The 24,253-nt window shown below is 72.8% G+C and carries 21 protein-coding genes and 1 tRNA gene; 17 read left to right on the top strand and 5 right to left on the bottom strand.

Translation table 11 applies throughout. From position 1 onward, the window contains the following. Positions 1 to 83: 83 nt before the first annotated feature. The gene (locus ACFC1F_RS09555) at positions 84 to 536 is read right to left on the bottom strand and encodes a MarR family winged helix-turn-helix transcriptional regulator (RefSeq protein ID WP_209408587.1); all 453 of its coding nucleotides are present in this window, start codon (positions 534 to 536) and stop codon (positions 84 to 86) included. A gap of 59 nt (positions 537 to 595) precedes the next feature. Between ACFC1F_RS09555 and ACFC1F_RS09550 the strand changes: the two genes are divergently transcribed. Then, positions 596 to 1,042: a hypothetical protein gene (locus ACFC1F_RS09550; protein WP_376156825.1), complete on the top strand. Its 447-nt coding sequence runs from the start codon at positions 596 to 598 to the stop codon at positions 1,040 to 1,042. Positions 1,043 to 1,693: 651 nt separating this feature from the next. Here ACFC1F_RS09550 and ACFC1F_RS09545 read toward each other — a convergent pair. Both ACFC1F_RS09545 and ACFC1F_RS09540 read right to left on the bottom strand, forming a co-directional pair. Then, positions 1,694 to 3,355, bottom strand: a complete 1,662-nt coding sequence (locus ACFC1F_RS09545) for an APC family permease (protein WP_376156823.1) — start codon at positions 3,353 to 3,355, stop codon at positions 1,694 to 1,696. A gap of 413 nt (positions 3,356 to 3,768) precedes the next feature. Next, positions 3,769 to 3,856 (bottom strand) — tRNA-Leu (locus tag ACFC1F_RS09540). Between the two features lie 337 nt (positions 3,857 to 4,193). Here ACFC1F_RS09540 and ACFC1F_RS09535 point away from each other — a divergent pair. Then, the gene (locus tag ACFC1F_RS09535; RefSeq protein ID WP_245204013.1) at positions 4,194 to 4,679 is read left to right on the top strand and encodes an ATP-binding protein; all 486 of its coding nucleotides are present in this window, start codon (positions 4,194 to 4,196) and stop codon (positions 4,677 to 4,679) included. Between the two features lie 187 nt (positions 4,680 to 4,866). On the opposite strand, the gene idi is transcribed toward ACFC1F_RS09535, so the two are convergent. After that, positions 4,867 to 5,532: an isopentenyl-diphosphate Delta-isomerase gene (idi, locus tag ACFC1F_RS09530; protein WP_209408578.1), complete on the bottom strand. Its 666-nt coding sequence runs from the start codon at positions 5,530 to 5,532 to the stop codon at positions 4,867 to 4,869. A 443-nt stretch (positions 5,533 to 5,975) separates the two neighbouring features. Here idi and ACFC1F_RS09525 point away from each other — a divergent pair, with 443 nt between their 5' ends. The 15 genes from ACFC1F_RS09525 (at position 5,976) to ACFC1F_RS09455 (ending at position 23,871) form a co-directional block, all read left to right on the top strand. Beyond that, positions 5,976 to 6,731 carry a sugar phosphate nucleotidyltransferase gene (locus ACFC1F_RS09525; RefSeq protein ID WP_376156821.1) on the top strand — a complete coding sequence of 252 codons (756 nt, stop codon included), beginning with the start codon at positions 5,976 to 5,978 and terminating at the stop codon, positions 6,729 to 6,731. Further along, a complete protein-coding gene (locus ACFC1F_RS09520) occupies positions 6,719 to 7,780 on the top strand; it encodes an iron-containing alcohol dehydrogenase family protein (RefSeq protein WP_209408572.1) in 1,062 nt (353 codons plus the stop codon). Before ACFC1F_RS09525 ends, ACFC1F_RS09520 begins: the two co-directional genes overlap by 13 nt. Positions 7,781 to 7,871: 91 nt before the next feature. Further along, positions 7,872 to 8,609, top strand: coding sequence for a CDP-alcohol phosphatidyltransferase family protein (locus ACFC1F_RS09515; protein WP_209409920.1), 738 nt, complete (start codon positions 7,872 to 7,874; stop codon positions 8,607 to 8,609). 68 nt (positions 8,610 to 8,677) lie between these two features. Beyond that, the gene (locus ACFC1F_RS09510) at positions 8,678 to 9,523 is read left to right on the top strand and encodes a glycosyltransferase family 2 protein (protein ID WP_209409918.1); all 846 of its coding nucleotides are present in this window, start codon (positions 8,678 to 8,680) and stop codon (positions 9,521 to 9,523) included. A 187-nt stretch (positions 9,524 to 9,710) separates the two neighbouring features. Continuing rightward, complete coding sequence (locus ACFC1F_RS09505) at positions 9,711 to 10,652, top strand: ABC transporter permease (RefSeq protein WP_148641624.1); 942 nt, start codon at positions 9,711 to 9,713, stop codon at positions 10,650 to 10,652. Further along, positions 10,645 to 11,454 carry an ABC transporter ATP-binding protein gene (locus ACFC1F_RS09500; protein WP_307852851.1) on the top strand — a complete coding sequence of 270 codons (810 nt, stop codon included), beginning with the start codon at positions 10,645 to 10,647 and terminating at the stop codon, positions 11,452 to 11,454. The genes ACFC1F_RS09505 and ACFC1F_RS09500 overlap by 8 nt, the downstream gene beginning before the upstream one ends. A 477-nt stretch (positions 11,455 to 11,931) precedes the next feature. Then, positions 11,932 to 12,903, top strand: coding sequence for a squalene synthase HpnC (gene hpnC, locus ACFC1F_RS09495; RefSeq protein ID WP_376156818.1), 972 nt, complete (start codon positions 11,932 to 11,934; stop codon positions 12,901 to 12,903). 41 nt (positions 12,904 to 12,944) lie between these two features. Further along, the gene (hpnD, locus tag ACFC1F_RS09490) at positions 12,945 to 13,802 is read left to right on the top strand and encodes a presqualene diphosphate synthase HpnD (protein ID WP_209409914.1); all 858 of its coding nucleotides are present in this window, start codon (positions 12,945 to 12,947) and stop codon (positions 13,800 to 13,802) included. Between the two features lie 142 nt (positions 13,803 to 13,944). Continuing rightward, positions 13,945 to 15,378 (top strand): hydroxysqualene dehydroxylase HpnE, encoded by a 1,434-nt coding sequence (gene hpnE / locus ACFC1F_RS09485; RefSeq protein WP_376156817.1) that lies wholly within the window; start codon positions 13,945 to 13,947, stop codon positions 15,376 to 15,378. Positions 15,379 to 15,503: 125 nt separating this feature from the next. Further along, the gene (locus tag ACFC1F_RS09480; RefSeq protein ID WP_209408552.1) at positions 15,504 to 16,592 is read left to right on the top strand and encodes a polyprenyl synthetase family protein; all 1,089 of its coding nucleotides are present in this window, start codon (positions 15,504 to 15,506) and stop codon (positions 16,590 to 16,592) included. A 7-nt stretch (positions 16,593 to 16,599) separates the two neighbouring features. Beyond that, a complete protein-coding gene (gene shc / locus ACFC1F_RS09475) occupies positions 16,600 to 18,708 on the top strand; it encodes a squalene--hopene cyclase (protein ID WP_245203934.1) in 2,109 nt (702 codons plus the stop codon). Further along, on the top strand, positions 18,705 to 19,397 hold the full coding sequence (locus ACFC1F_RS09470; RefSeq protein WP_376156814.1) for a 1-hydroxy-2-methyl-2-butenyl 4-diphosphate reductase: 693 nt from the start codon (positions 18,705 to 18,707) through the stop codon (positions 19,395 to 19,397). The genes shc and ACFC1F_RS09470 overlap by 4 nt, the downstream gene beginning before the upstream one ends. Positions 19,398 to 19,399: 2 nt before the next feature. Then, positions 19,400 to 20,425, top strand: coding sequence for an adenosyl-hopene transferase HpnH (gene hpnH / locus ACFC1F_RS09465; RefSeq protein ID WP_376156812.1), 1,026 nt, complete (start codon positions 19,400 to 19,402; stop codon positions 20,423 to 20,425). A gap of 91 nt (positions 20,426 to 20,516) precedes the next feature. After that, entirely contained in the window at positions 20,517 to 22,427 is a 1,911-nt protein-coding gene (gene dxs / locus ACFC1F_RS09460; protein ID WP_209408540.1) for a 1-deoxy-D-xylulose-5-phosphate synthase, read from the top strand. After that, a complete protein-coding gene (locus ACFC1F_RS09455; protein ID WP_209408538.1) occupies positions 22,417 to 23,871 on the top strand; it encodes an aspartate aminotransferase family protein in 1,455 nt (484 codons plus the stop codon). Before dxs ends, ACFC1F_RS09455 begins: the two co-directional genes overlap by 11 nt. A gap of 66 nt (positions 23,872 to 23,937) precedes the next feature. On the opposite strand, the gene ACFC1F_RS09450 is transcribed toward ACFC1F_RS09455, so the two are convergent. Then, complete coding sequence (locus ACFC1F_RS09450) at positions 23,938 to 24,210, bottom strand: DUF6343 family protein (RefSeq protein ID WP_209408536.1); 273 nt, start codon at positions 24,208 to 24,210, stop codon at positions 23,938 to 23,940. Positions 24,211 to 24,253 lie beyond the last annotated feature (43 nt).

Genomic DNA, 24,253 nt, shown 5'->3' with positions numbered 1-24,253 from the left:
CGCACCGAAAGCCGCGCAGCCTCCTGGGCCGCGCGGCTTTCGGCGTTCCGGGACGTCCCTCCGGCACGTCCCGGGCGCCGTGCTCAGTCCCGCGTCGGCAGGCCCGCCTCCGCGCCGAGCACTCCGAGCACGCGCCGCAGCGCCTCCCGCTCGGGCCCGTCCAGCGAGGCGGTGAGCTCGGCGTCCAGCCGGTGCGCGAGCGCCGTGCAGTCGGCGAGCAGGGCCCGCCCGGCGTCCGTGAGCGCGAGCACCTGCCGCCGCCGGTCCGCCGGGTCCCGGACGCGGTCGAGTGCACCGATCCGCTCCAGGTGGTCGGCCAGCGAGACCACCAGGCTGGGCGCCACCGCCATGGTCCGCGCCAGCTCCAGCTGGGACGGCGGCGCGCCGGACTCCAGCGCAACCATCAGGCCGACGTGCTTGGGCTTGAGCCCGAGCACGGCCAGCGCCTCGGTGAACCGCGCCGTGACGACGCTGCCGAGCGTGCCGAGCCGGAAGACGACGGAGGCCGTCAGCGGAGAGGGGTTGACATCGTTCACGCATGGAACGCTAGCATGCAGAAACCATTCACGACTCGAACGATTCGAGGTCAGATTCGATGTTGCGTCGCTCCGCCCCCTCCTCCACCTCGGCCACCGGCCGGGGCATGCGCGCCCTGGTGATCGCCAATGCGGCCGGCGCCGCGCTCTCCATGGCCTCCAGCGTCATCGGCCTGGTCTCCCCGGAGCTGGCCCTGCCCGGCTCTGCCGGTCCGGCGGGCCCGCTCGCCGAGCTCTACGCCCAGGGCTACGCGGCCCGTGCCCTTCCGCTCGGCGCCGCCGTGCTGCACCAGCTGCTGATCAGCCGGACGGGGCGCGGCCTCGGCCCGCTGCTCCTGGTCTCGGGCGTGGTCCAGGTGGCCGACGCGGCCATCGGCGTCTCCGTCCACAACCCCGGCATGGCCGCGGGCGGCACCCTGCTCGCCCTGCTGCACCTCGGCCTCGCCGCCCGCCTCGCCCGCCCGGGCCGCACCCTGGCAGCCACACCCCAGCCCGGTCCGGCCTGAGCGCGCCACCGTCGCGCCCGGAACGGCCTGGCCGACCCCGCCCCGCCCGCAACCGGTGGGCGAACGCGACGGTGGGACGAAGTGCCGGCGCGACGAAGTGCCGGCCGAGTGGTCGCGTCCCGCACCACACTTTGCAAAGTGGTGCGGGTGTTTTTGGGCCCGCGCCGCCGCCGTGCCTGCTGACAGCGGTGCTGGCCGAACGGCCTTGGTCGAGCACTTTGCAAAGTGCGTGTCGGTGCTCCCGGACCCGCGTGGATTCGGCGTGCTGCCTGGGGAGGAGCCGGCGGAACGGGCTCGGCCGAGCACTTTGCAAAGTGTGGTGCGGCGTTCTCGGGCGCGCGAGGCCGCCGTGCCTGTCGACAGCGATGCCGGCCGAAGTGCCTTCGCCGAGCACTTTGCAAAGTGTGCGTCGGCGCCCACGGATCCGCGTGGATTCGGCGTGCTGCTTGGGGAGGAGCCGGCCGAACGGGCTCGGCCGAGCACTTTGCAAAGTGTGGTGCGGGCGATCCCCGGCCCGCGCCCCCCCCCGCCCCCGCCCCGCCCCCGCCCCGCCGCCCCACCATCGTGCCGCCGCGCCGACAGGGTGCTGGAACGACGAAGTGCCGGCCGGGCGAACCCGGCCGGCACTGTGCACGGTGGACGTCGGCAGCCTCAGACCCGCGAGGGCTCGCCGCCCTGCTGGGGGACGGTGGTCGCCTCGTCGGCCGCGGCGTCGGCGGCCAGCTCGTGCTTGACGGCGGCGAGGGACGGGTTGGCCCAGGCGCTGGCGACGCCCCAGTGGTAGAAGGCCAGGCCGATCGCGGCGACGACCAGCAGGTCCCAGCCCTCCGGCAGGTAGCCCTGGCCGCCGAAGTCGGTGGATCCGGCCCAGGACACGGCGGCCATCACGAAGAGGTAGGCGATCATCCAGGCGCCGGCCCGCAGGTGCGGCTTGAGCTCGGCCCACGGCTTGCGCAGCTCGTACCAGGCCCAGATCGGCAGGCCGGCGGCCATCAGCAGGATGACCTTGCCGGTCAGCGGCCAGCGGGCCCAGTAGAGCACCAGGGAACCGAAGACCATGGCGACGGGGGCGATCACCGGCATCGCGCGCAGCCGGACGGGGCGCGGCAGCTCGGGGGCCAGGCGGCGCAGCGCCATCACGGCGACGGGGCCGGTGATGTACGAGATCACGGTGGCGACCGAGACGATCTCGGCGAGCGAGCCCCAGCCGCGGAAGACGGCGAGGAAGAGGAAGGCGATCAGCAGGTTGAGCAGCAGCGCGGGGCGCGGGATGCCGGTCTTGGGGTCCACCCGGCCGAAGAGCTTCGGCAGGTGGCCGTTCTCCTGCACGCCGTGGATCATGCGCGAGGTCGTGGCGGCGTAGATCATGCCGGTGCCGCTGGGGGAGACGAAGGCGTCCGCGTAGAGCAGCAGGGCCAGCCAGTTCATTCCCCAGGCGATCGACAGGTCGGCCAGCGGGGAGGTGTAGCCGAGGCCGCTCCAGCCGCCCGACAGGTCGGCGGTCGGGACGGCGCCGAGGAAGGCGACCTGCAGCGCGACGTAGATCACCAGGGCGATCAGGATCGAGCTGATGACCGCCTTGGGCAGCGACTTACCGGGGTTGCGCGCCTCGCCGGCCAGGTTGAGCGGGGACTGGAACCCGTTGAACGCCCAGACGATGCCGGAGACGGCGACGGCGGTGAACACCGCGCTCCAGCCGTTCGGGGCGAAGCCGCCGTGGTCGGTGAAGTGGGCGGTGTCGAAGTGCGCCAGCAGCAGGGCGCCTGCGGTCAGCGTCGGGACGACGACCTTGAAGACGGTGATCGCGGTGTTGGTCTTGGCGAACAGCGTGATCGCGAACCAGTTCAGCGCGAAGTACCCGACCAGCAGCACGCTGGCCAGTGCGACCCCGCTGAGGGTCAGCTCCTGCCCGTCGTACAGGCCCTTCGCCCAGCCGAAGTGCCAGGAGCTCATGTACTGCACCGAGGCGGTCGCCTCGCCCGGGATCACCGAGACGATCGCGATCCAGTTGGCCCAGGCGGCGAGGTAGCCCGCCAGCGAGCCGTGCGAGTACTGCCCGTACCGCACCATCCCGCCGGCCTTGGGGAACATCGAGCCCAGCTCGCTGTAGGTCAGCGCGATGGTGAGTGCCACGGCCGCGCCGATCACCCAGGCGACAATGGACGCCGGGCCGGCGAGCCGGGCCGCCCGCTCCGCGCCGAACAGCCACCCCGACCCGATGATCGAGCCCAGCCCGACGGCCGTCAGGCTGATGGTGCCGAGCGAGCGGCGGTAGTGCTGATGGGATGCCGTCGTCGGCTCAGGCGCGCTCAACGTATCGGTCCTCTGTCTCGTCGGGGTCTCGTCGGGCTTCTCGTCCGGCTCCGGACCTCTTGTCCGGCTCCGGACCTCTTGTCCGGGTCCGGGACCCTGGCACGGGGCCCGGACAAACGCACAGCAGACTATGGTGCGAAATCGGACTAAAGCCTCAGATAAAGCTCAGATCGTTCGATCGTTGCCATCTCGTGTCCGACTATCGGACCCACATGTCCGCAGGTCAGCGGGCATGCCGAGCTCCGAGGGGGCGTGCGCGAAAAGCTTCCCCGAGCTGGCGCGGAAGCCCCGGGGCAAGCGCGGAAAGTATCCGGGCGTACGCGCAGAACTCCCGGGCGTGCGTCGCCGAGGCCGTCGGCGGGAAAACGAGAAATTCCCCGCGGGATCTCTTTCGAGTTCCCGCGGGGAATCGCTGGTGTCCGAGGGGGGACTTGAACCCCCACGCCCGATAAAGGGCACTAGCACCTCAAGCTAGCGCGTCTGCCATTCCGCCACCCGGACAGGGTGTGTGCTTCGGGGGTTTTTCTCTCGCCCCCTCGGCGACAGAGAGAACATTACCAGGGTTCTGGAGTGCTTCTCACCTGCGTTTCCCCGGTGGGGATCGCCCGGGTGGCAGGGATGGTTCGCGAGGGTGAGCGAAGCGGTGCTTCAGGGGGCGAGAAGCGGTCGAGTTGCAACCGGTTCGCGGTCGGAATCGGCCGGGAGTGATCCGACACGGCCAAGTTGTCGACGCTGCCACGGTCCCGGGGGCGGCTCTCCTAGCCTCTGTGGACCGAGGGCGCCATGAGCGGAACGCCTGATTCCCGGGGTCGCGGACGAAGGGCGGCTGGACGTGGAGCTGGAGCAGATCAGCGGGGCGGCGGAGGCCGGACCGAGACGGGTGGCGGCCGGGCCGGCCGAGGGGGTGTGGCGGTTCGCGGTGCCGGCGGCGGAGGCCTCGGTGCCCCGGACCAGGCACGCGGTCCGGGACCGGCTGCTGGCCCAGGGCATGGCCGGGGTGCGTTACCAGGAGCTGGTGGACGACGTCCTGCTGATCGTCTCCGAGCTGGTGAGCAACGCCGTGACGCACGCCGCCGAGCTCTCGCCGGAGGTGACCACCGAACTGGCGGTCCGCGGCGGCTGGGTGCGGGTGTCGGTCGAGGACGGTGACCCGTACCGGCCGAAGGCGTTGGAGACGGACACCGGGCGGACCGGCGGGCGCGGGCTGCTGCTGGTGAAGAGCGTGACGCTGCAGGCAGGCGGAGTCTGTGACGTGGAGCGGACGGGGGAGGGCGGCAAGGTCATCTGGGCCTCGCTGCCCATCCCCCGGAAGGACGCGCAGTAGCGCCGGTCGGACACCCGGATCGGCCACCGGCCCCAACAGGCCACCGGTCCGACCGTCTACCGTCCCGACCGTCTACCGTCCCGACCAGCCACTGGTTCGACCGGACATCGGTCCGACAGGGCGGCCGTCCCGACCGGCCACCGGCCACCGCTCCCGACCGCTCCTGGCCGGACCGCTCCCGACCGGGCTACCAGTCCCGGCCGGCGATCTCGCGGATGCCGGGCAGCGCCGCCTCGAAGACCGTCTGGAACCACACCGAGAACGGCCGCTCCGCCTGGAGCTCCCGCAGCTCCTGCGCGGTGACGAAGGCGACGTCGTCCACCTCCTCCGGGTTCGGCTCGGCCGGCGCGGTGACCAGGCCGACGAACAGGTGGTTCCACTCCCGCTCGATCAGGCCGGAGGCCTCGTCCGGCAGGTCGTACCGGACGGTGCCGGCCTCGCAGAGCAGTGCCGGTGCGACGCCCAGCTCCTCCGCGGTGCGCCGGGCGGCGGCGACGAACGGGGGCTCGTCGGGGTACGGGTGGCCGCAGCAGGTGTTCGACCAGACGCCGGGGGAGTGGTACTTGCCCAGGGCGCGGCGCTGCAGCAGCAGCCGGCCCTGCCGGTCGAAGAGGAACACGGAGAACGCCCGGTGCAGCCGGCCCGGCTGCTGGTGGGCCCAGAGCTTCTCGGCGGTGCCGATCGTGACGCCCTCGTCGTCGACGAGCTCCAGCAGGATCCCGGTCCCCGCGGACGCCCCGGCCGGGGCCCCGGGGGTGGACGTCGCGTCGGCCGTCACGTCGGTCTCCACGTCGAGACCGGTGTCGATCTCGGAGGTGAAGTGCGTCGGGTTGGTCGGCAGACTCTGGGGCATGAGGCCTCTTTCGGGGGCAATGGGAGCACCGGTGGCGTCGGGCCCCAGTCTGCCGTACGGGTGGCGGTCCGCAGGGGTCCCACGCACAACCGGGCGGATCATGACCGTTCCCCGCCCATTCCTGGTGTCGGAATGGGCGCCGGAATGGCAGACCCGTTCGGGATTCGTTCGCCGGGTGTTCGAATCGGCGGTGTACGGACGGAGAACCGACACCTCGGCGGCACCGGTTCTCCACGAGCGCCGCGCCCGCGGCCGTCGCGGGCCCGCCGGCAGCCCCCGGCCGCGTTCGGGCCGGTCGCCGCGGTCGCCTACCATCACATACGACACGGTGCCCGCATCCTCACCGGCATCGGCGTGCCACCCCGGACGGCTGGCGGCAGCGCACAGTCCCGCGGACCGGCACGCCCGGACCAGCACAGCACGACGGATCAGGAGACCCCCGCATGATCGGCCTCGTTCTGGCAGCCGGCGCCGGCCGCCGGCTGCGCCCGTACACCGACACCCTGCCGAAGGCGCTGGTGCCGGTCGACGGGGAGCGGACCGTCCTGGACCTCACCCTCGGCAACTTCGCCGAGGTCGGCCTGCGCGAGGCGGCGATCGTCGTCGGCTACCGCAAGGAGGCGGTGTACGACCGCAAGGCGGCGCTGGAGCAGAAGTACGGCGTCAAGCTCACCCTGGTCGAGAACGACAAGGCCGAGGAGTGGAACAACGCCTACTCCCTCTGGTGCGCCCGCGAGCTCTTCACGGAGGGCCTGCTGCTCGCCAACGGCGACACGGTGCACCCGGCCTCCGTCCAGCGCACCATGCTGGAGGGCAACGCCCGGCTGGCCGCCGAGGGCCGCGAGCCCGGCATCCTGCTCGCCCTCGACACGGTGAAGAAGCTCGCCGACGAGGAGATGAAGGTCGTCGTCGACCCGGCCACGGGCATGCGCCGCATCACCAAGCTGATGGACCCGGCCGAGGCGACCGGCGAGTACATCGGCGTCACCGTGATCAACCCGGCCGCCGCCGCCGACCTCACCGACGCGCTGCGCACCACCTACGAGCGCGACCCGCAGCTGTACTACGAGGACGGCTACCAGGAGATGGTCGACCGCGGCCTGCGGATCGACGTGCAGCCGATCGGCGAGGTCTCCTGGGTCGAGGTCGACAACCACGAGGACCTGGCAAAGGCGCGGGAGATCGCGTGCCAGTACTGACCCGGCTGGTGCCGTCGCCGGTCTTCGTCGAGATCCGCTCCGGGGCACTGGACTCGCTCGGCGGCATCCTCGCCGACCAGCGGCTGTCCGCCTCGGGCCGGATCGCGGTGGCGATCAGCAACGGCTCGGGCGCGGTGTTGCGGGAGCGGCTGGAGCCGGCCCTGCCCGGCGCCGACTGGTACAACGTGGACGACGGCAGCCTGGACAGCGCGGTCAGGCTGGCCGAGGCGATGCGCGGCGGGCACTACGACGCGATCGTCGGCCTCGGCGGTGGCAAGATCATCGACGCCGCCAAGTACGCCGCCGCCCGGGTCGGCCTGCCGCTGGTCGCGGTCGCCACCAACCTCGCCCACGACGGCATCTGCTCGCCCGTCTCGACCCTCGACAACGACGCCGGCCGGGGCTCCTACGGGGTGCCCGGCCCGATCGGCATCGTGGTTGACCTGGACGTGATCCGGCAGGCCCCGCCGCGCTTCGTGGCGGCCGGCATCGGCGACGTCGTCTCCAACATCTCGGCCTGCGCCGACTGGGAGCTGTCGCACGCCGAGACCGGCGAGCCGGTGGACGGACTGGCCGTGGCGATGGCCCGCTCGGCGGGCGAGAACCTGCTGCGCCACCCAGGAAACCTTCAGGATCAGGACCTCCTCACGGCACTCGCGGAAGCCCTGGTACTGTCCGGCATCGCGATGAACATCGCGGGCAGCACCCGACCCTCCTCGGGTGCCTGCCACGAGATCTCGCATGCCCTCGACGTGCTGTATCCGAAGCGGTCCGCCCAGCACGGCGAACAGGTCGGCCTCGGGGCGGCCTTCGCCAGCTTCCTGCGGGGCGAACACGAGCTGACCGGTCTGATCGTGGAGCGCCTGGCGCGCCACGGACTGCCGGTGACCGCGGCTCAGATCGGCTTCACCGAGGCGGAGTTCACCGAGGCGGTGCACTACGCTCCGAACACCCGTCCGGGCCGCTTCACCATCCTTGAACACCTCGACCTCTCCCCTTCCGCAATCAGGGACGCGTACGCCGACTATGTCCAAGCCGTCAACAGCTGAGCCCTCCACGAAGGGCTCCTCCCCGGCCCCGGTGGACCTGACCCGCCGCCCCTCCATCGAGGAGCTGCGCGCGGTGATCCACCCGGAGGGCATGCTCCAGCGCCGCAGCGCCGAGCACTGGGCCGGCCGCCTCTACATGCGGAAGATCTCGCTGCGGATCACCCGCGTGCTCTCCACCGTCACGGCGATCACGCCCAACGGCCTGACCTACCTGATGATGTTCACCGGCATCCTGGCCGGTGCCGCGCTGGTCGTCCCCGGTCTGGCCGGTGCGGTCCTCGGCGCCCTGCTCATCCAGGTCTACCTGCTGCTGGACTGCGTCGACGGCGAGGTGGCGCGCTGGCGCCGGCAGACCTCGCTCACCGGCGTCTACCTGGACCGGGTCGGCCACTACATGTCCGAGGCGGCGCTGCTGACCGGTCTCGGCCTGCGCGCCACCGACCTGCTGCACCGCGAGGGCGGCGGCTCCCACTGGGAGTGGGCCTTCCTCGGCACGCTGGCCGCGCTCGGCGCCATCCTGATCAAGTCCGAGACCGACCTGGTCGACGTGGCCCGTGCCCGCAGCGGGATGACGGCGGTCGAGGACAGCGCCTCGGTGCCGCGCTCGGCCGGCGTGGCCAAGGCCCGCCGGGCGGCGTCGCTGCTCAAGTTCCACCGGCTGGTCGGCGCGGTCGAGGCCTCGCTGTTCATCCTCGCCGCGGGCGTCGCGGACACGGTGCACGGCGGGCTCTTCTTCACCCGGATCGCGGTGGTCGTCCTGGCCGCGATCGCCATGCTGCAGACCGTGCTGCACCTGCTGAGCATCGTCCTGTCCAGCAGGCTCCGGTGAGCGCCGTGACGGAGCCCACCCGGGCGGGCGCCTCCGACACCTTCCGGCTGGGCGCGGTCATCATCACCATGGGCAACCGCCCGGACGAGCTGAACGCCCTGATCGAGTCCGTCCGCGCCCAGGAGGGCCCCGCGGTGGAGCTGGCCGTGGTCGCCAACGGCGCCCCGCTGCCGGCGCTCCCGGCGGACGTGCGGGCCGTCGAGCTGCCGGAGAACCTCGGCATCCCGGGCGGCCGCAACGTCGGCATCGAGCTGTTCGGCAAGGACGGCCGGGACGTCGACGCCGTCCTCTTCCTGGACGACGACGGCCGGCTGCCCGGCACCGACTCCGCCCGGCTGCTGCGCGAGGCGTTCACCGGCGACCCGGAGCTCGGCATCGTCAGCTTCCGGATCGCCGACCCGGACACCGGCGTCACCCAGCGCCGGCACGTCCCCCGGCTGCGCGCCAGCGACCCGCTGCGCTCCTCCCGGGTGACCACCTTCCTGGGCGGTGCCAGCGCCGTGCGATGCGCGGTGTTCGAGCAGGCCGGCCAGCTGCCCGCCGAGTTCTTCTACGCGCACGAGGAGACCGACCTCGCCTGGCGCGCGCTGGACGCCGGCTGGGCCATCGACTACCGGGCGGACGTGGTCCTGCACCACCCGACCACCTCGCCCGCCCGGCACGCCTCGTACTTCCACAACGTGGCCCGCAACAGGGTTTGGCTCGCCCGACGGAACCTTCCGGCCCTGTTCGTGCCTCTCTACCTGGGAACCTGGTTCCTGCTCACCCTGGCCCGCCGCCCCTCCGCGGAGGCGCTCAAGGCCTGGTGGGGCGGGTTCCGGGCGGGCTGGCGCGAACCCTGCGGTACGCGGCGGCCCATGCGATGGCGTACCGTTTGGCGACTGACCAGGCTGGGCCGGCCACCGGTCATCTGACCTGTCCGATGACCACACGGCCGGCCGACCGCACGGTTGCACGGCCGTGCGGTCGGCCGATCGCTGCGGCCGGTGGCCACACACCGGCCGGATTCCCCCCGTGATCCCAGTGGATCCCCCTCGGCGCAAGGCCGGCGGACCCCCGCCGACCGGCCCGCCCCGACCCGATCCCGCGCGAAGGACGAATGTGTCGACAGTGAGTGAACCCGTCAGCCTCTCAGCCCCGAGGGGGGCAGACGCGGGCCTGACCCCCAAGCAGCTTGCGGACAAGTACGGTCTGGCAGTGAGCGGCAGACGGCCGGGGCTCATCGCCTACACCAAGCAGCTCTGGGCCCGGCGGCACTTCATCTGGGCTTTCGCCACCGCCCGCCTGGTGGCCCAGTACACCGACGCCAAGCTCGGCCAGCTCTGGCAGGTGGTGACCCCGCTGCTCAACTGCGCGGTGTTCTACCTGGTCTTCGGTGTGATCCTGAAGAGCAAGGACGGCTTCCCGGCCGGGACCTACACCGCCTGGCTCTGCATCGGCGTCTTCGTCTTCCAGTTCACCCAGAACGCGGTCCAGTCCGGCACCCGGGCGATCTCCGACAACCTCGGCCTGATCCGCGCGCTGCACTTCCCGCGGGCCTCGCTGCCGATCGCCTTCACCGTGATCCAGCTCCAGCAGCTGATGATCTCGATGGTGGTGCTGGTCGGTGTGGTGCTGGCCAGCGGGATCTCCCCGGGCCGGACCTGGCTGGCGGTGCTCCCGGCGCTGCTCCTGCAGTCGATGTTCAACACCGGCGTGGCCCTGGTCATGGCGCGGATCGGTGCCAAGACCAGCGACATCTCGCAGCTCATCCCGTTCGCGATGCGGGCCTGGATGTTCCTGTCCGGCGTGATGTTCAGCATCCAGGACAAGATCAACGGCTGGCCGCCGGTCTGGCAGAAGGTGATGCAGCTCAACCCGGCGTCGGTCTACATGGACCTGGTCCGGCACGCCTTCGCGCCCGTCATCTACAACAAGCACATCCCCCAGCACCAGGTGCTCCCGCCGCACCAGTGGCTCTACGGCATCGGCTGGGCCATCGCGATGTTCGTGATCGGATACGTCTTCTTCTGGAAGGCCGAGGAGGAGTACGGCCGTGGCTGACACCGACCTGCGAAAGGGCCGGTCCGTGCAGGACACCGACGTGGCCCGCGAACCCACCGTCGTCGTCGACGACGTGCACATCGTCTACCGGGTGCACGGCGCCGGCTCCGGCAAGGGCAGCGCCACCTCCGCGGTGAGCCGCATCCTCAGCCGCAAGCGCGGCGCCGGCGTGCGCGAGGTGCACGCGGTCCGGGGCATCAGCTTCACCGCCTACAAGGGCGAGGCGATCGGCCTGATCGGCTCCAACGGCTCGGGCAAGTCGACCATGCTCGCGGCCATCGCCGGTCTGCTGCCGACCGAGAAGGGCGGCATCTACACCAACGGCCAGCCCTCGCTGCTGGGCGTCAACGCGGCCCTGATGAACGAGCTCACCGGTGAGCGCAACGTCATCCTCGGCTGCCTGGCGATGGGCATGACGCCCGCCCAGGTGAAGGCGCGCTACCAGGAGATCGTCGACTTCTCCGGCATCAACGACAAGGGCGACTTCATCTCCCTGCCGATGCGCACCTACTCCTCCGGCATGGGCGCCCGCCTGCGGTTCTCCATCGCGGCGGCGAAGACCCACGACGTGCTGCTGATCGACGAGGCGCTGGCCACCGGCGACCAGGCGTTCCAGCAGCGCAGCAAGAAGCGGATCGACGAGCTGCGCGGGTCCGCCGGTACGGTCTTCCTGGTCAGCCACGACAACAACTCGATCCGCGAGGTCTGCGAGCGGACCATCTGGATCGAGGCCGGCGAGCTGGTGATGGACGGTCCGACCGACGAGGTCGTGGGCCGCTACGAGCGCGGCGAGCGGCCGTAACGGCTTCCCGTCCGCGACGGAGGGCCGGTGGTCCGGGGCAGCCCGGCCGCCGGCCCTCCGTCGTGCCCGGCCCGGTCCTCCCGGCCCTCGCCCCTCCCCGGCCCGCGCCGCGGGCTCCGTGCCGTCTCCCCGGCCCTCCGGAGGCCGGGACCCGGCCTCCCCGGCCCGCGCCCCCGTGATGCCCCCGTCATGCCCCGCGAACGGCCCGCAGGCTGCCGGAGCGCCCCCTTCGTGCGCCCCTGCGCACCCCCGGGGCGCCCCGGGTGGCCCGCCGCCGGGCGGGTGAGCGCCCCGCGCGCCGGGTGGGGCGCTCTTTCCCGGCGCGGCCGGTGGTGCAAGGCTGTAAGTCGCGGGGGTGGTGTGCCGGACGGGACTCCCGGTATCGGACGCGTGTCCGACTCGGGCCGGTCGTACCGAGCGGTGTAGAACGGGGGAGTGACATCAGTGTCGGCTTCGGCCCAGCCCAGTAGTGAGCCAGTGGACCGTTCAGCGGGGGTGACCCTGGACAAGGCGAGCGCGGAGAACTTCCCGGTCGCCCCCTTCTTCCTGCCCGCGGCCTGGCGCGGCGACCTGATGGCCGTCTACGGCTTCGCCCGCCTGGTGGACGACGTCGGCGACGGCGACCTGGCCGACCCGGCCGCCGCCGCCCGCCTGCTCGGGATCGACGAGCGGCCCCCCGGCACCCCCGGGGACGACCCCGCGGTCACTCATTCGGCCCAGCCCGGCCCGCCGGGTCCGGCCGAGACGGCCTTCCGCCTCGCACTGCTCGACGGGCTGGAACAGGACCTCGACCGGGTGTTCGAGGCCGCCCTCCACCCCGGCACCGCCGAGGCCCCCAGACACCCCCTGATGCGCCCCCTCGTCCCGCTGGTGGACCGGCACGGGCTGACCCCGGAGCCGTTCCGCCGGCTGATCGAGGCCAACCGGGTGGACCAGACCACCGCCCGCTACGCCACCTACCAGGACCTGCTCGACTACTGCACGCTCTCCGCCGACCCGGTGGGCCGCCTGGTGCTGTCCATCGCGGGCGTCTCCACCCCGGAACGGATCGAACTCTCCGACGCCGTCTGCACCGCCCTCCAGGTGGTCGAGCACCTCCAGGACGTCGCCGAGGACCTCGCCTGCGGCCGGATCTACCTCCCGGCCGAGGACCTGGCCCGGTTCGGCGTCACCGAGGACGACCTCGCCGCCCCGAGCGCCGACGGCGCCGTCCGGGAGCTGATCGCCTTCGAGGCCGCCCGGGCCCGCACCCTGCTCGACCGCGGCGCGCCATTGGTAGGTACGGTTCGGGGGAGGCTCCGACTGCTCCTGGCGGGATTCACCGCCGGCGGGTACGCGGCCCTGGCAGCCATCGAGGACGCCGGGTACGACGTGCTCGCCCAGCAGGCGAAGCCGGACAAGCGCCGCCTCGCAGCGAAGGCGGCGGCAATCTTCGCGAAGGGAAGGTGAACGCCCGAGTGGCGGCATCACCACTGGCGTCGGCACAGGTCATGGCGGCGTACCGGTACTGCGAGGCGGTCACCGGACTGCAGGCCCGCAACTTCAGCTACGGCATCCGCCTGCTGCCGGAGCCGAAGCGGCTGGCCATGTCCGCCCTGTACGCCCTGGCCCGCCGGGTCGACGACATCGGCGACGGGGACCTCCCCGACGACCGCAAGGCCGAGGCGCTGCTGCGCACCCGCGAGCTGCTGGACGAGGTCCGCGGCGGACGGGTCGCCGAGGACGACACCGACCCGATCAAGGTCGCCCTGGCGGACGCCGCCCGGCGCTTCCCGATCCCGCTCGGCGGCTTCGACGAGCTGATCGACGGCGTCGAGATGGACCTCAAGGGCGCCGAGTACCAGACGTACGAGGAGCTCCAGGTCTACTGCCGCTGCGTCGCGGGCGCGATCGGCCGGCTCTCGCTCGGCGTGTACGGCTGCGACGACCCGGAGCGCGGCGCGCAGTACGCCGACACCCTGGGCCTGGCCCTCCAGCTCACCAACATCCTGCGCGACCTGCGCGAGGACGCCCTGAACGGCCGGACGTACCTGCCCGCCGAGGACCTCGTCCGGTTCGGCTGCGAGCAGGGCTTCGCGCTGCCCAAACCGCCGGTCGGCGCGGACTTCACCGGTCTGGTGGCGTTCGAGGCCGCGCGGGCCCAGGCGGCCTTCGAGGAGGGCCTGCGGCTGTTGCCGATGCTGGACCGCCGCAGCCGGGCGTGCACCGCGGCGATGGCCGGCATCTACCACCGGCTGCTCGGCCGGATCGCCGCCGACCCGGAGTCGGTCCTGCGCGGCCGGGTCTCACTGCCGGGCTGGGAGAAGGCGTACGTCGCCCTTTCCGGGCTCGCCGGGGGGCGTTCTTGATTCTCACGACAGTTCTGTCACGCTGTGTCAGCGGGGAATCACTGATGGGTGGGCCGGTGTTGTCCACCGTGACGGACACGAAGTCGACCACGAGCGCCCCGGCCGGGACGAGGCCGGGCGCCGGACACGAGGGGGAGGGCCGATGACCGGGCGAGCCGATGCCGCGCGCCCGGCCGCCGTCGTGGTCGGCGGCGGCCTGGCGGGCATCACCGCCGCGCTGCGGCTGGCCGAGGCCGACCACCGGGTCACCCTGGTCGAGGGCCGCCCCCGGCTGGGCGGGCTGGCCTTCTCCTTCCAGCGCGGCGAGCTGACCGTCGACAACGGCCAGCACGTCTACCTGCGTTGCTGCACCGCCTACCGCGGCCTGCTCGACCGGCTCGGCGCGGCCCGGCTGGTCCACCTCCAGGACCGGCTCGACGTCCCGGTGCTCGGGGTCTCCGGGCCCGCCGGGGCGCCGGTGCGCACGCTCGGCCGGCTCCGCCGGGCCGGCCTGCCCGTCCCGCTGCACCTGGCGGGCAGCCTGGCCCGCTACCCGCACCTGGGCCCGGCCGACCGGGCCCGGGTGGTCCGCGGCGCACTGGCCCTCCAGGGCCTCGACCTCGCCGACCCGGCGCTGGACGCCGTCTCGTTCGGCGACTGGCTGCGCGGCAACGGGCAGAACGCGCGGACCATCGCGGCCCTCTGGGACCTCGTCGGCGTCGCCACCCTGAACGCCCGCGCCGACCAGGTGTCGCTGGCGCTGGCCGCGATGGTCTTCAAGACCGGCCTGCTCTCCGACCCGGGGGCCTCCGACATCGGCACGGCCGCCGTCCCGCTCGGCACCATCCACCACGACCGGGCGCTCGCCGAGCTGGAGCGCGCCGGGGTCAAGGTGCTGCTGCGCGCCCGCGCCGCCGAGCTCAAGCCCGCCAGCCCGCAGCACGCCGTCCGGCTGGAGGGCGGCGAGCTCCTCACCGCCGACACCGTGGTGCTGGCCGGCGCCCAGGACACCGCGGCCGCCCTGCTGCCGCCGGACGCCGTCGACGGCCAGGACCGGCTCGCCGGCTTCGGCACCGCGCCGATCCTCAACGTGCACGTCGTCTACGACCGCAAGGTGCTGCGCCGCCCCTTCTTCGCCGCGCTCGGCTCGCCGGTTCAGTGGGTCTTCGACCGCACCGCGCACTCCGGCCTGGCCGGCACCGAGCTGGGCCGGGCCCACCCCGGCGCCCAGTACCTGGCGCTCTCGCAGTCCGCCGTCCAGGACGAGATCGACCTGCCGGTCGCGGAGCTGCGCCGCCGCTACCTGCCGGAGCTGGCCCGGCTGCTCCCCGCCGCCGGCGGGGCCGAGGTGCTCGACTTCTTCGTCACCCGCGAGCGCACCGCCACGTTCGACCCGGCGCCGGGCACCGCGGCCCTGCGCCCGACCGCCCGGACGAAGGTCCCCGGCCTGCTGCTGGCCGGCGCGTGGACGGCCACCGGGTGGCCCGCGACCATGGAGGGCGCCGTCCGCAGCGGCCACGCCGCGGCCGATGCCGCGCTCGCCGCCGCCGGCACCCGCCTTCCCGTGGACCGCGGCGACGGGAGGTGGCCCAGGTGACGCGGGGCCCCGCCGCCGGTGACCCCGCGAGAGCCGCCGGCCCCGCCGTCCGCACCGGTCTCATCGACATCGCCAGCGCCCGGCCGTCCCGTGCGGCCCGGCACCACCAGGGAGAGGGAACGCACGTGGAGTCACGCACCGGCACTGCCGTCGGAGGCACGGCGCACGCCGAACCGGTCTCGGTGCCGGAGCTGCTCGCCCGCAGCCGCGAGCTCTGCACCCCGCCGCTGAAGGCCGCCGTCGCGCGCCTGGCCGCACCGATGGACACCGTCGCCGCCTACCACTTCGGCTGGATCGACCGGGACGGCACGCCCGCCGCCGGGGACGGCGGCAAGGCCGTCCGCCCGGCCCTGGCGCTGCTCTCCGCCCAGGCCGTCGGCGCCCCGGCCGAGGCCGGTGTGCCCGGTGGGGTGGCCGTTGAACTGGTGCACAACTTCTCCCTGCTCCATGATGATCTGATGGACGGTGACGAGACCAGACGGCACCGGGCCACCGCCTGGACGGTCTTCGGACCGGCCCAGGCGATCCTGGTCGGCGACGCCCTGGCGACACTCGGTACGGAGGTGCTGCTCGACGCCGGTGTGAGCGGCGGGGCGAGCGCCGCCGACGCCGCACGCGCCGTCCGGCTGCTCACCACCGCCACCCGCGGGCTCATCGACGGGCAGGCCAGGGACGTCGCCTTCGAGCAGCGCGACAGCGTCACCGTCGCCGAGTGCCTGGAGATGGAGGGCGGCAAGACCGCGGCCCTGCTCGCCGCCGCCTCCGCCATCGGCGCCGTCCTGGCCGGCGCCGACGACCGCGTCTCGGACGCCCTCCAGCGCTACGGCCACCACCTGGGCCTGGCCTTCCAGGCGGTGGACGACCTGCTCGGCATCTGGGGCGCCACCGAGGTCACCGGCAAGCCGCACTGGGGCGACCTGCGCCAGCGCAAGAAGTCCCTGCCGGTCGCCGCCGCCCTCGCCGAGGGCGGCGCCGCGTCCCGCCGGCTCGCCGAGGAACTGGCCGATCCGAAGGGCCGCGGCGAGGAGAGCGAGCCCGAGCTGGCCGCCCGCGCCGCCCTGATCGAGCAGGCCGGAGGCCGCGCCTGGACACAGGAGGAGGCCCGCCGCCAGCACACGACTGCCCTCGCCGCCCTGGACGAGGTGCCCATGCCCGACGTGGTGCGCGAGCACTTCGTCGCGCTCGCCGAATTCGTGGTGGTACGAGAGAGGTGACGTTACGTTGACAGCAACCGCGGACGGCCGGCTCGACCCTGAGTACGATTCCGAGCCGGTCGCGGTGGGCGACCGCCCCCCGGCGCTGCTGAGTGCCGGGCGGTGGCAGCCCGCGGGGGCCGACCCGGACGGCCCGGCCGACCACCCCGACCACCCCGACAAGCAACAGCACGGACCGGCCTCCGCCGAGGAGGCACTGGCCCGCGCCACCACCCACCTGCTCTCACTCCAGAGCTCCGAGGGCTGGTGGAAGGGCGACCTCGAGACCAACGTCACCATGGACGCCGAGGACTTACTGCTCCGACAGTTCCTCGGGATCCGGACGGAGGAGCAGACCAAGGCCACCGCCGAGTGGATCCGCTCCCAACAACGGGAGGACGGCACCTGGTCCACCTTCCACGGCGGACCGGCCGAGCTCTCCACGACCGTCGAGGCGTACGTCGCCCTCAAACTGGCCGGCGACGACCCGAACGCCCCGCACATGGCGGCCGCCGCCCGCTACGTGCGGTCCGCCGGCGGCATCGCGGCGGCCCGGGTCTTCACCCGGATCTGGCTCGCCCTCTTCGGCTGGTGGCCCTGGGAGCGGCTGCCGGAGATGCCGCCCGAGATCATCTTCGTGCCCAAGTGGCTCCCGCTGAACATCTACGCCTTCGGCTGCTGGGCCCGGCAGACCATCGTGCCGCTGACCATCGTCTCGGCCCACCGCCCGGTCCGCCCCGCGCCCTTCCCGCTCACCGAGCTGCACACCGACCCGGACCAGCCCTTCCCCGAGCGCCCGCTCGCCCGCGCCACCACCTGGGACGGCCTCTTCGAACGCCTGGACAAGGTGCTGCACGCCTACCACCACCGGGCGCTGCGCCCGGTGCGCCGGCTCGCCCTCTCCCAGGCCTGCCGCTGGATCGTCGAGCGGCAGGAGGCGGACGGCTGCTGGGGCGGCATCCAGCCGCCCGCGGTCTACTCGCTGATCGCCCTGCACCTGGAGGGCTACGAGCTCGACCACCCGGTGATGCAGGCCGGGCTCTCCTCCTTCGACCGCTTCACGGTGCACACCGAGGACGGCCGGCGCTGGCTGGAGGCCTGCCAGTCCCCGGTCTGGGACACCTGCCTGGCCACCATCGCACTGGCCGACGCCGGCGTGCCGGCCGACCACCCCGCACTGGTCTCCGCCGTCGACTGGATGCTCGCCGAGGAGATCACCCGCCGCGGCGACTGGTCCGTCCAGCGGCCCTCGCTGGCCCCCGGCGGATGGGCCTTCGAGTTCGAGAACGACACCTACCCCGACATCGACGACACCGCCGAGGTGGTGCTCGCACTCCGCCGGGTCGACCACCCCGACCCCGCCAAGGTGGCCGGCGCGGTCGACCGGGGCGTCGGCTGGAACCTCGGCATGCAGTCCAAGAACGGCGCCTGGGGCGCCTTCGACGTCGACAACACCAGCACCCTGCCGAACAAGCTGCCGTTCTGCGACTTCGGCGAGGTGGTCGACCCGCCGTCCGCCGACGTCACCGCCCACGTGGTGGAGATGCTCGCGGAGGTCGGCAAGGGCAGGGACCCGCGCACCCGCCGCGGAGTGGAGTGGCTGCTGCGCAACCAGGAGGCCGACGGCTCCTGGTTCGGCCGCTGGGGCACCAACTACATCTACGGCACCGGCTCGGTGCTGCCCGCCCTCGTCGCGGCCGGCGTGCCGGACGAGCACCCCGCGATCCGCCGCGCCGTCCGCTGGCTGGAGGACCGGCAGAACACCGACGGCGGCTGGGGCGAGGACATGCGCTCCTACGAGGACCCGGCCCGCTGGGCCGGGCGCGGCGACTCCACCGCCTCGCAGACCGCCTGGGCGCTGATGGCGCTGCTCGCGGCCGGCGAGGGCCCGGACGGCCGGGCCAACCCGGCGGTCGAGCGCGGGGTCGACTGGCTGGTCCGCACCCAGCTGCCCGAAGGGACGTGGGACGAGCCGCAGTTCACCGGGACGGGCTTCCCGTGGGACTTCTCCATCAACTACCACCTGTACCGGCTGGTCTTCCCGGTCACCGCGCTCGGCCGCTACCTCCACGGCAGCCCCGCCACCGGCAAGGGCACCCCCGCCGCGGGCACCCCGGCGATCGGGGTGCCCCGGTGAACCGTGCCCCCCTGCTGGTGCTCTGCGCGCTCGGCCCCGAGGTCTGGGCCCTGCGCGGAGGGGACTGGCGCGGCGCGGCCGGCGGTCCGCCGGTGCTGGTGCGCACCGGCGTGGGCCGCCGGAGGGCCTCGCACGCCGTCCGACGGCTGCTCACCTCGGCCCCCGGCGGTTACGGGGCCGTCGTGGTGGCCGGCTTCGGCGCGGCCGTCGCACCGGGGATGGCGCCCGGAGACGTCATCGTCGCGGACGGGGTGCGCAATGCCGAGGGGAACCTCTTCGCGGTCGACTCCGGCCCGGAGCTCACCCGCGCCCTCAAGGTCCGCGGGCTGACCGCCCACACCGGCGTGCACCACACCGCCGACCACGTGGTGCGCGGACTGGAGCGGCGAGCCCTGCACCTCCAGGGGGCGCTCGCCGTCGACATGGAGGCCGCCGCCGTCCTCGCCGCCCTCCAGGAGCTCCGCCCGGCCATGCCCGCGGCCGTCCTGCGGGTGGTGGTCGACACCCCCGAGCACGAACTGCTGCGCCCGGGCACCCTGCCGGCCGGCGTCCGGGCCTGGCGCACCCTGCGGGCCACCGTGCCCGCACTGGTCGACTGGTACGAACAGCACAGCCCGGCCCGGAGCCGCCCGGCACCCGGCACCACCAACCAACCCACATCCTCGACGCTCCCTCAGGAGGCGAGCTAGCCATGGCCATGCCGCTGCGCCAGACCGTGCGAGTCGGCACCTATCTCATGCAGCAGAAGCTCAAGCGGCGGGACAAGTTCCCGCTGATCGTCGAACTGGAACCGCTCTTCGCCTGCAACCTGGCCTGTGAGGGGTGCGGCAAGATCCAGCACCCGGCGGGTGTTCTGAAGCAGCGGATGCCGGTCGCCCAGGCGGTCGGCGCGGTGCTGGAGTCGGGTGCCCCGATGGTCTCGATCGCAGGCGGCGAGCCGCTGATGCACCCGCAGATCGACGAGATCGTCCGGCAGCTCGTCGAGCGTCGCAAGTACGTCTTCCTCTGCACCAACGCGCTGCTGCTGCGCAAGAAGCTGGACAAGTTCAAGCCCTCGCCCTACTTCACCTTCACCGTGCACATCGACGGGCTGCGCGAGCGGCACGACGCCTCGGTGGCCAAGGAGGGCACATTCGACGAGGCGGTCGAGGCGATCAGGGAGGCCAAGCGGCGGGGCTTCCGGGTCACCACCAACAGCACCTTCTTCAACACCGACACGCCGCAGACCATCATCGACGTGCTCGACTACCTCAACGACGAGCTCAAGGTCGACGAGATGATGATCTCCCCGGCGTTCGCCTACGAGAAGGCCCCCGACCAGGAGCACTTCCTCGGCGTCGAGCAGACCAGGGAGCTCTTCCGCAAGACCTTCGCCGGCGGCAACCGGCGGCGCTGGCGCCTCAACCACAGCCCGCTCTTCCTGGACTTCCTGGAGGGCAAGGTCGACTTCGAGTGCACCGCCTGGGGCATCCCCAACTACTCGCTGTTCGGCTGGCAGCGCCCCTGCTACCTGATGGCCGACGGGTACGTGCCCACGTACCGCGAGCTGATCGAGAAGACCGACTGGTCGAAGTACGGCCGCGGCAAGGACGCCCGCTGCGCCAACTGCATGGCGCACTGCGGCTACGAGCCGACCGCCGTCCTCGCCACCATGGGCTCCCTCAAGGAGTCGCTGCGCGCCGTCACCGAGACCGTCGGCGCCAACCGCGGCCGCTGACCGCACCCCGCCCGGCACGGGAGCACCCTCCCGTGCCGGGTCGTCCCGCCCAGGGGGGCCACTGCACCGCTCCGAGTCGTGAGGTGAACACATGTCACTGCTCTCCAGCGTCAAGTCCCCGGCCGACCTGCGGAAGCTCCCGGCCGCCGACCTCCCGCTCCTCGCGGACGAGATCCGCGAGTTCCTGATCGACGCCGTCACCAGGACCGGCGGCCACCTCGGCCCGAACCTCGGCGTGGTCGAGCTGACCATCGCCCTCCACCGGGTCTTCGACTCGCCCTACGACCGGATCGTCTGGGACACCGGCCACCAGAGCTACGTCCATAAACTGCTCACCGGCCGCCAGGACTTCTCCGGACTGCGCAGCAGGGGAGGGCTCTCCGGGTACCCGTCGCGCGCCGAGTCCGAACACGACCTGGTCGAGAACTCGCACGCCTCCACCGCCCTCTCCTACGCCGACGGCCTCGCCAAGGCGGCCCGGCTGCTCGGCCAGTACGACCGGCAGACCGTCGCGGTCATCGGCGACGGCGCGCTCACCGGAGGGCTCGCCTGGGAGGCGCTCAACAACATCGCCGAGGCGCGGGACCGGCCGCTGGTCATCGTCGTCAACGACAACGAGCGCTCGTACGCCAGGACCATCGGCGGCCTCGCCAACCACCTCGCGACGCTGCGCACCACCCAGGGCTACGAGCGCTTCCTCGCCCTCGGCAAGGGAGCGCTCCAGCGCACCCCGCTGGTCGGGCAGCCGATCTTCGACGCGCTGCACGGCGCCAAGAAGGGGTTCAAGGACGCCTTCGCCCCGCAGGGCATGTTCGAGGACCTCGGGCTGAAGTACCTCGGCCCGATCGACGGCCACGACCTCGCCGCCGTGGAGCAGGCCCTGCGGCAGGCGCGCGGCTTCGGCGGGCCGGTGATCGTGCACTGCCTGACCGTCAAGGGCCGCGGCTACCGGCCGGCCGAGCAGGACGAGGCGGACCGGTTCCACGCCGTCGGGCCGATCGACCCGTACACCTGCCTGCCCGTCTCGCCCAGCGGCGGCGTCTCCTGGACGTCCGTCTTCGGCGACGAGATGCTCGCGCTCGGCGCGGACCGGCCGGACGTCGTGGCGATCACCGCGGCGATGCTCCAGCCGGTGGGACTGGCCAAGTTCGCCAAGGCGTACCCCGAGCGGATCTTCGACGTCGGGATCGCCGAACAGCACGCCGTCACCAGCGCGGCGGGGCTGGCCACCGGCGGGCTGCACCCGGTGGTCGCCGTGTACGCCACCTTCCTCAACCGGGCCTTCGACCAGGTGCTGATGGACGTCGCCCTGCACCGGCTCGGCGTCACCTTCGTGCTGGACCGCTCCGGGGTGACCGGCCCGGACGGCGCCTCGCACAACGGCATGTGGGACATGTCGATCCTCCAGGTCGTCCCCGGCCTCCGGCTGGCCGCACCGCGCGACGCCGACCAGCTGCGCGCACAGCTGCGCGAGGCGGTGGAGGTGGCGGACGCGCCGACCGTGGTGCGCTTCCCGAAGGCCGACATCGGCCCGGCCGTCCCGGCCGTCGAGCGGATCGGCGGCGTGGACGTGCTGCTGCGCACCGGGGAGCTGCCCGAGATCCTGCTGGTCGCCGTCGGCACGACCGCGGCCGCCGGGCTGGACGCGGCGCGGCTGCTGCTCGCCGAGGGCTTCACCGCGACCGTCGTCGACCCGCGCTGGGTCAAGCCGGTCGATCCGGCGCTGCCCGCGCTCGCCGCCGCACACCGGCTGGTCGTCACGGTCGAGGACAACGGGCGGACGGGCGGTGTCGGCGCCGCCGTCGCCCAGGCGCTGCGGGACGCCGACGTGGACGTCCCTGTCCGGGTGCTCGGCCTGCCGCAGGAGTTCCTCGGGCACGCCGCCCGCGGCGAGATCCTGGAGGAGACCGGCTTGACCGGCACCGGGGTCGCCGCCCAGACCGCCGCCTTCGCCAAGAACCTGCTACCGACCCGAGGAGCGAACCAGCGCCATGCCGGCTGACCCAGACGCACCCGACGCCCGTACCGGGGCCCCTTTCGAGGCCGGCACCGGGGCCCGTGCCGGGGCCCGCTTCGACCTCGCCGCCCTGATCGCCGAACGCGGTGCGGAACGCTACGAGCTGCACAGTCGCTACCTCAACCCGCAGCTGCCGCGGATGCTGCACACCATCGGCTTCGACAAGTACTACGAGCGCGCGCAGGGCCCGTACTTCTACGACGCCGAGGGCAACGAGTACCTCGACATGCTGGCGGGTTTCGGCATCTTCGCGCTGGGCCGGCACCATCCGGTGGTGCGCTCGGCGGTCCAGCAGGTGATGGACCTCGACCTGCCCGACCTCGTCCGCTTCGACTGCTCGCCGCTGCCCGGCCTGCTCGCCGAGCGGCTGCTCGCCCACACACCCGGGCTGGACCGCGTCTTCTTCGGCAACAGCGGCACCGAGGCGGTCGAGACAGCGCTCAAGTTCGCCCGCTACGCCACCGGGCGCAAGCGGGTGCTCTACGCGGACCACGCGTTCCACGGGCTGACCACCGGTTCGCTCTCGGTCAACGGCGAGAGCGGCTTCCGCAAGGGCTTCGACCCGCTGCTGCCGGACACCGCCATCCCGCTCGGCGATCTCGGGGCGCTGGCCAAGGAGCTGAAGAGGGGCGACGTCGCGGCACTGATCGTCGAGCCGATCCAGGGCAAGGGCGTGCAGGCGCCGCCGCCGGGCTGGCTGCGCGCGGCGCAGGCGCTGCTGCACGAGCACAAGGCGCTGCTGATCTGCGACGAGGTGCAGACCGGCATCGGCCGGACCGGCGAGTTCTTCGCCTACCAGCACGAGGAGGGTGTGCTGCCCGACCTGGTCTGCGCGGCCAAGGCGCTCTCCGGCGGCTACGTGCCGGTCGGGGCGACCCTCGGCAAGAGCTGGATCTTCGAGAAGGTCTACTCCTCGATGGACCGGGTGCTGGTGCACTCGGCCAGCTTCGGCTCCAACGCGCAGGCGATGGCGGCCGGGCTCGCGACCCTGGAGGTGATGCGGGACGAGAAGGTGGTGGAGAACGCCCGCCGGGTCGGCGACCTCTTCCGGGAGCGGCTGACCGCGCTCGTCGACAAGTACGAGCTGCTGGCCGAGGTCCGGGGCCGCGGTCTGATGATCGGCATCGAGTTCGGCCGCCCGAAGTCGCTCAAGCTGCGGACCGGCTGGACGGCGCTCCAGGCGGCGCGCAAGGGGCTGTTCGCGCAGATGGTGGTCGTCCCGCTGCTCCAGCGGCACCGGATCCTCACCCAGGTGTCCGGCGACCACCTGGAAGTGATCAAGTTGATCCCGCCGCTGATCATCACCGAGCGGGACGTCGACCGGTTCGTCGACGCCTTCACCGACGTGATGGACGACGCGCACCGGGGCAGCGGCCTGATGTGGGACTTCGGCCGCACGCTGGTGAAACAGGCGGTCGGCAACCGCTGAGCCGCGCTCGCGGACGGAGTGGGAGGCCGGGCCGGACCGGCTTCCCACTCCGTGGGAGATACCGCGTCAGAGCTCGGTCCGGCGGCGCCGGATGACGATGACGAGATCGACGGCGGCGAACAGGGTGAGGAGCCCACAGGCCACGGCGAACCCGGTGAGGGTGCCCCGGCTGGGGGCGCCGAAGGCCGGGGCGTTCGCGGCCCAGACCGCGAAGGCCACGGTGGTGAGGGCGAACAGCGGGGTGAAGGTCAGGGCGAGCAGGTAGCGCAGCTTGAGATCGCTGCGGGCGGTGGCGGGCTCGGTGCCGCTCCGCCAACGGCGGGGGGTGGTGGTGCGCACGCCCGGTCACCTCCTCCTGAAGCTCTGCTTCCGCCGCGGTCAC

This window comes from Kitasatospora sp. NPDC056181 (genome assembly GCF_042266225.1).
Taxonomy (GTDB): Bacteria; Actinomycetota; Actinomycetes; order Streptomycetales; family Streptomycetaceae; genus Kitasatospora.
Note: the sequence above shows the minus strand (reverse complement) of the source record. Positions and strands in the feature narration are given on the sequence as shown.

Bases quoted from the DNA above. Each gene is read 5' to 3' on its own strand.
- ACFC1F_RS09455 (WP_209408538.1), top strand. From the start codon at position 22,417: ATGCCGGCTGACCCAGACGCACCCGACGCCCGTACCGGGGCCCCTTTC.
- ACFC1F_RS09515 (WP_209409920.1), top strand. From the start codon at position 7,872: ATGCTCCAGCGCCGCAGCGCCGAGCACTGGGCCGGCCGCCTCTACATG.
- hpnE (WP_376156817.1), top strand. From the start codon at position 13,945: ATGACCGGGCGAGCCGATGCCGCGCGCCCGGCCGCCGTCGTGGTCGGC.
- ACFC1F_RS09550 (WP_376156825.1), top strand. From the start codon at position 596: ATGTTGCGTCGCTCCGCCCCCTCCTCCACCTCGGCCACCGGCCGGGGC.
- ACFC1F_RS09510 (WP_209409918.1), top strand. From the start codon at position 8,678: ATGGGCAACCGCCCGGACGAGCTGAACGCCCTGATCGAGTCCGTCCGC.
- dxs (WP_209408540.1), top strand. From the start codon at position 20,517: ATGTCACTGCTCTCCAGCGTCAAGTCCCCGGCCGACCTGCGGAAGCTC.
- hpnH (WP_376156812.1), top strand. From the start codon at position 19,400: ATGGCCATGCCGCTGCGCCAGACCGTGCGAGTCGGCACCTATCTCATG.
- hpnD (WP_209409914.1), top strand. From the start codon at position 12,945: ATGGCGGCGTACCGGTACTGCGAGGCGGTCACCGGACTGCAGGCCCGC.
- ACFC1F_RS09525 (WP_376156821.1), top strand. From the start codon at position 5,976: ATGATCGGCCTCGTTCTGGCAGCCGGCGCCGGCCGCCGGCTGCGCCCG.
- idi (WP_209408578.1), bottom strand. From the start codon at position 5,532: ATGCCCCAGAGTCTGCCGACCAACCCGACGCACTTCACCTCCGAGATC.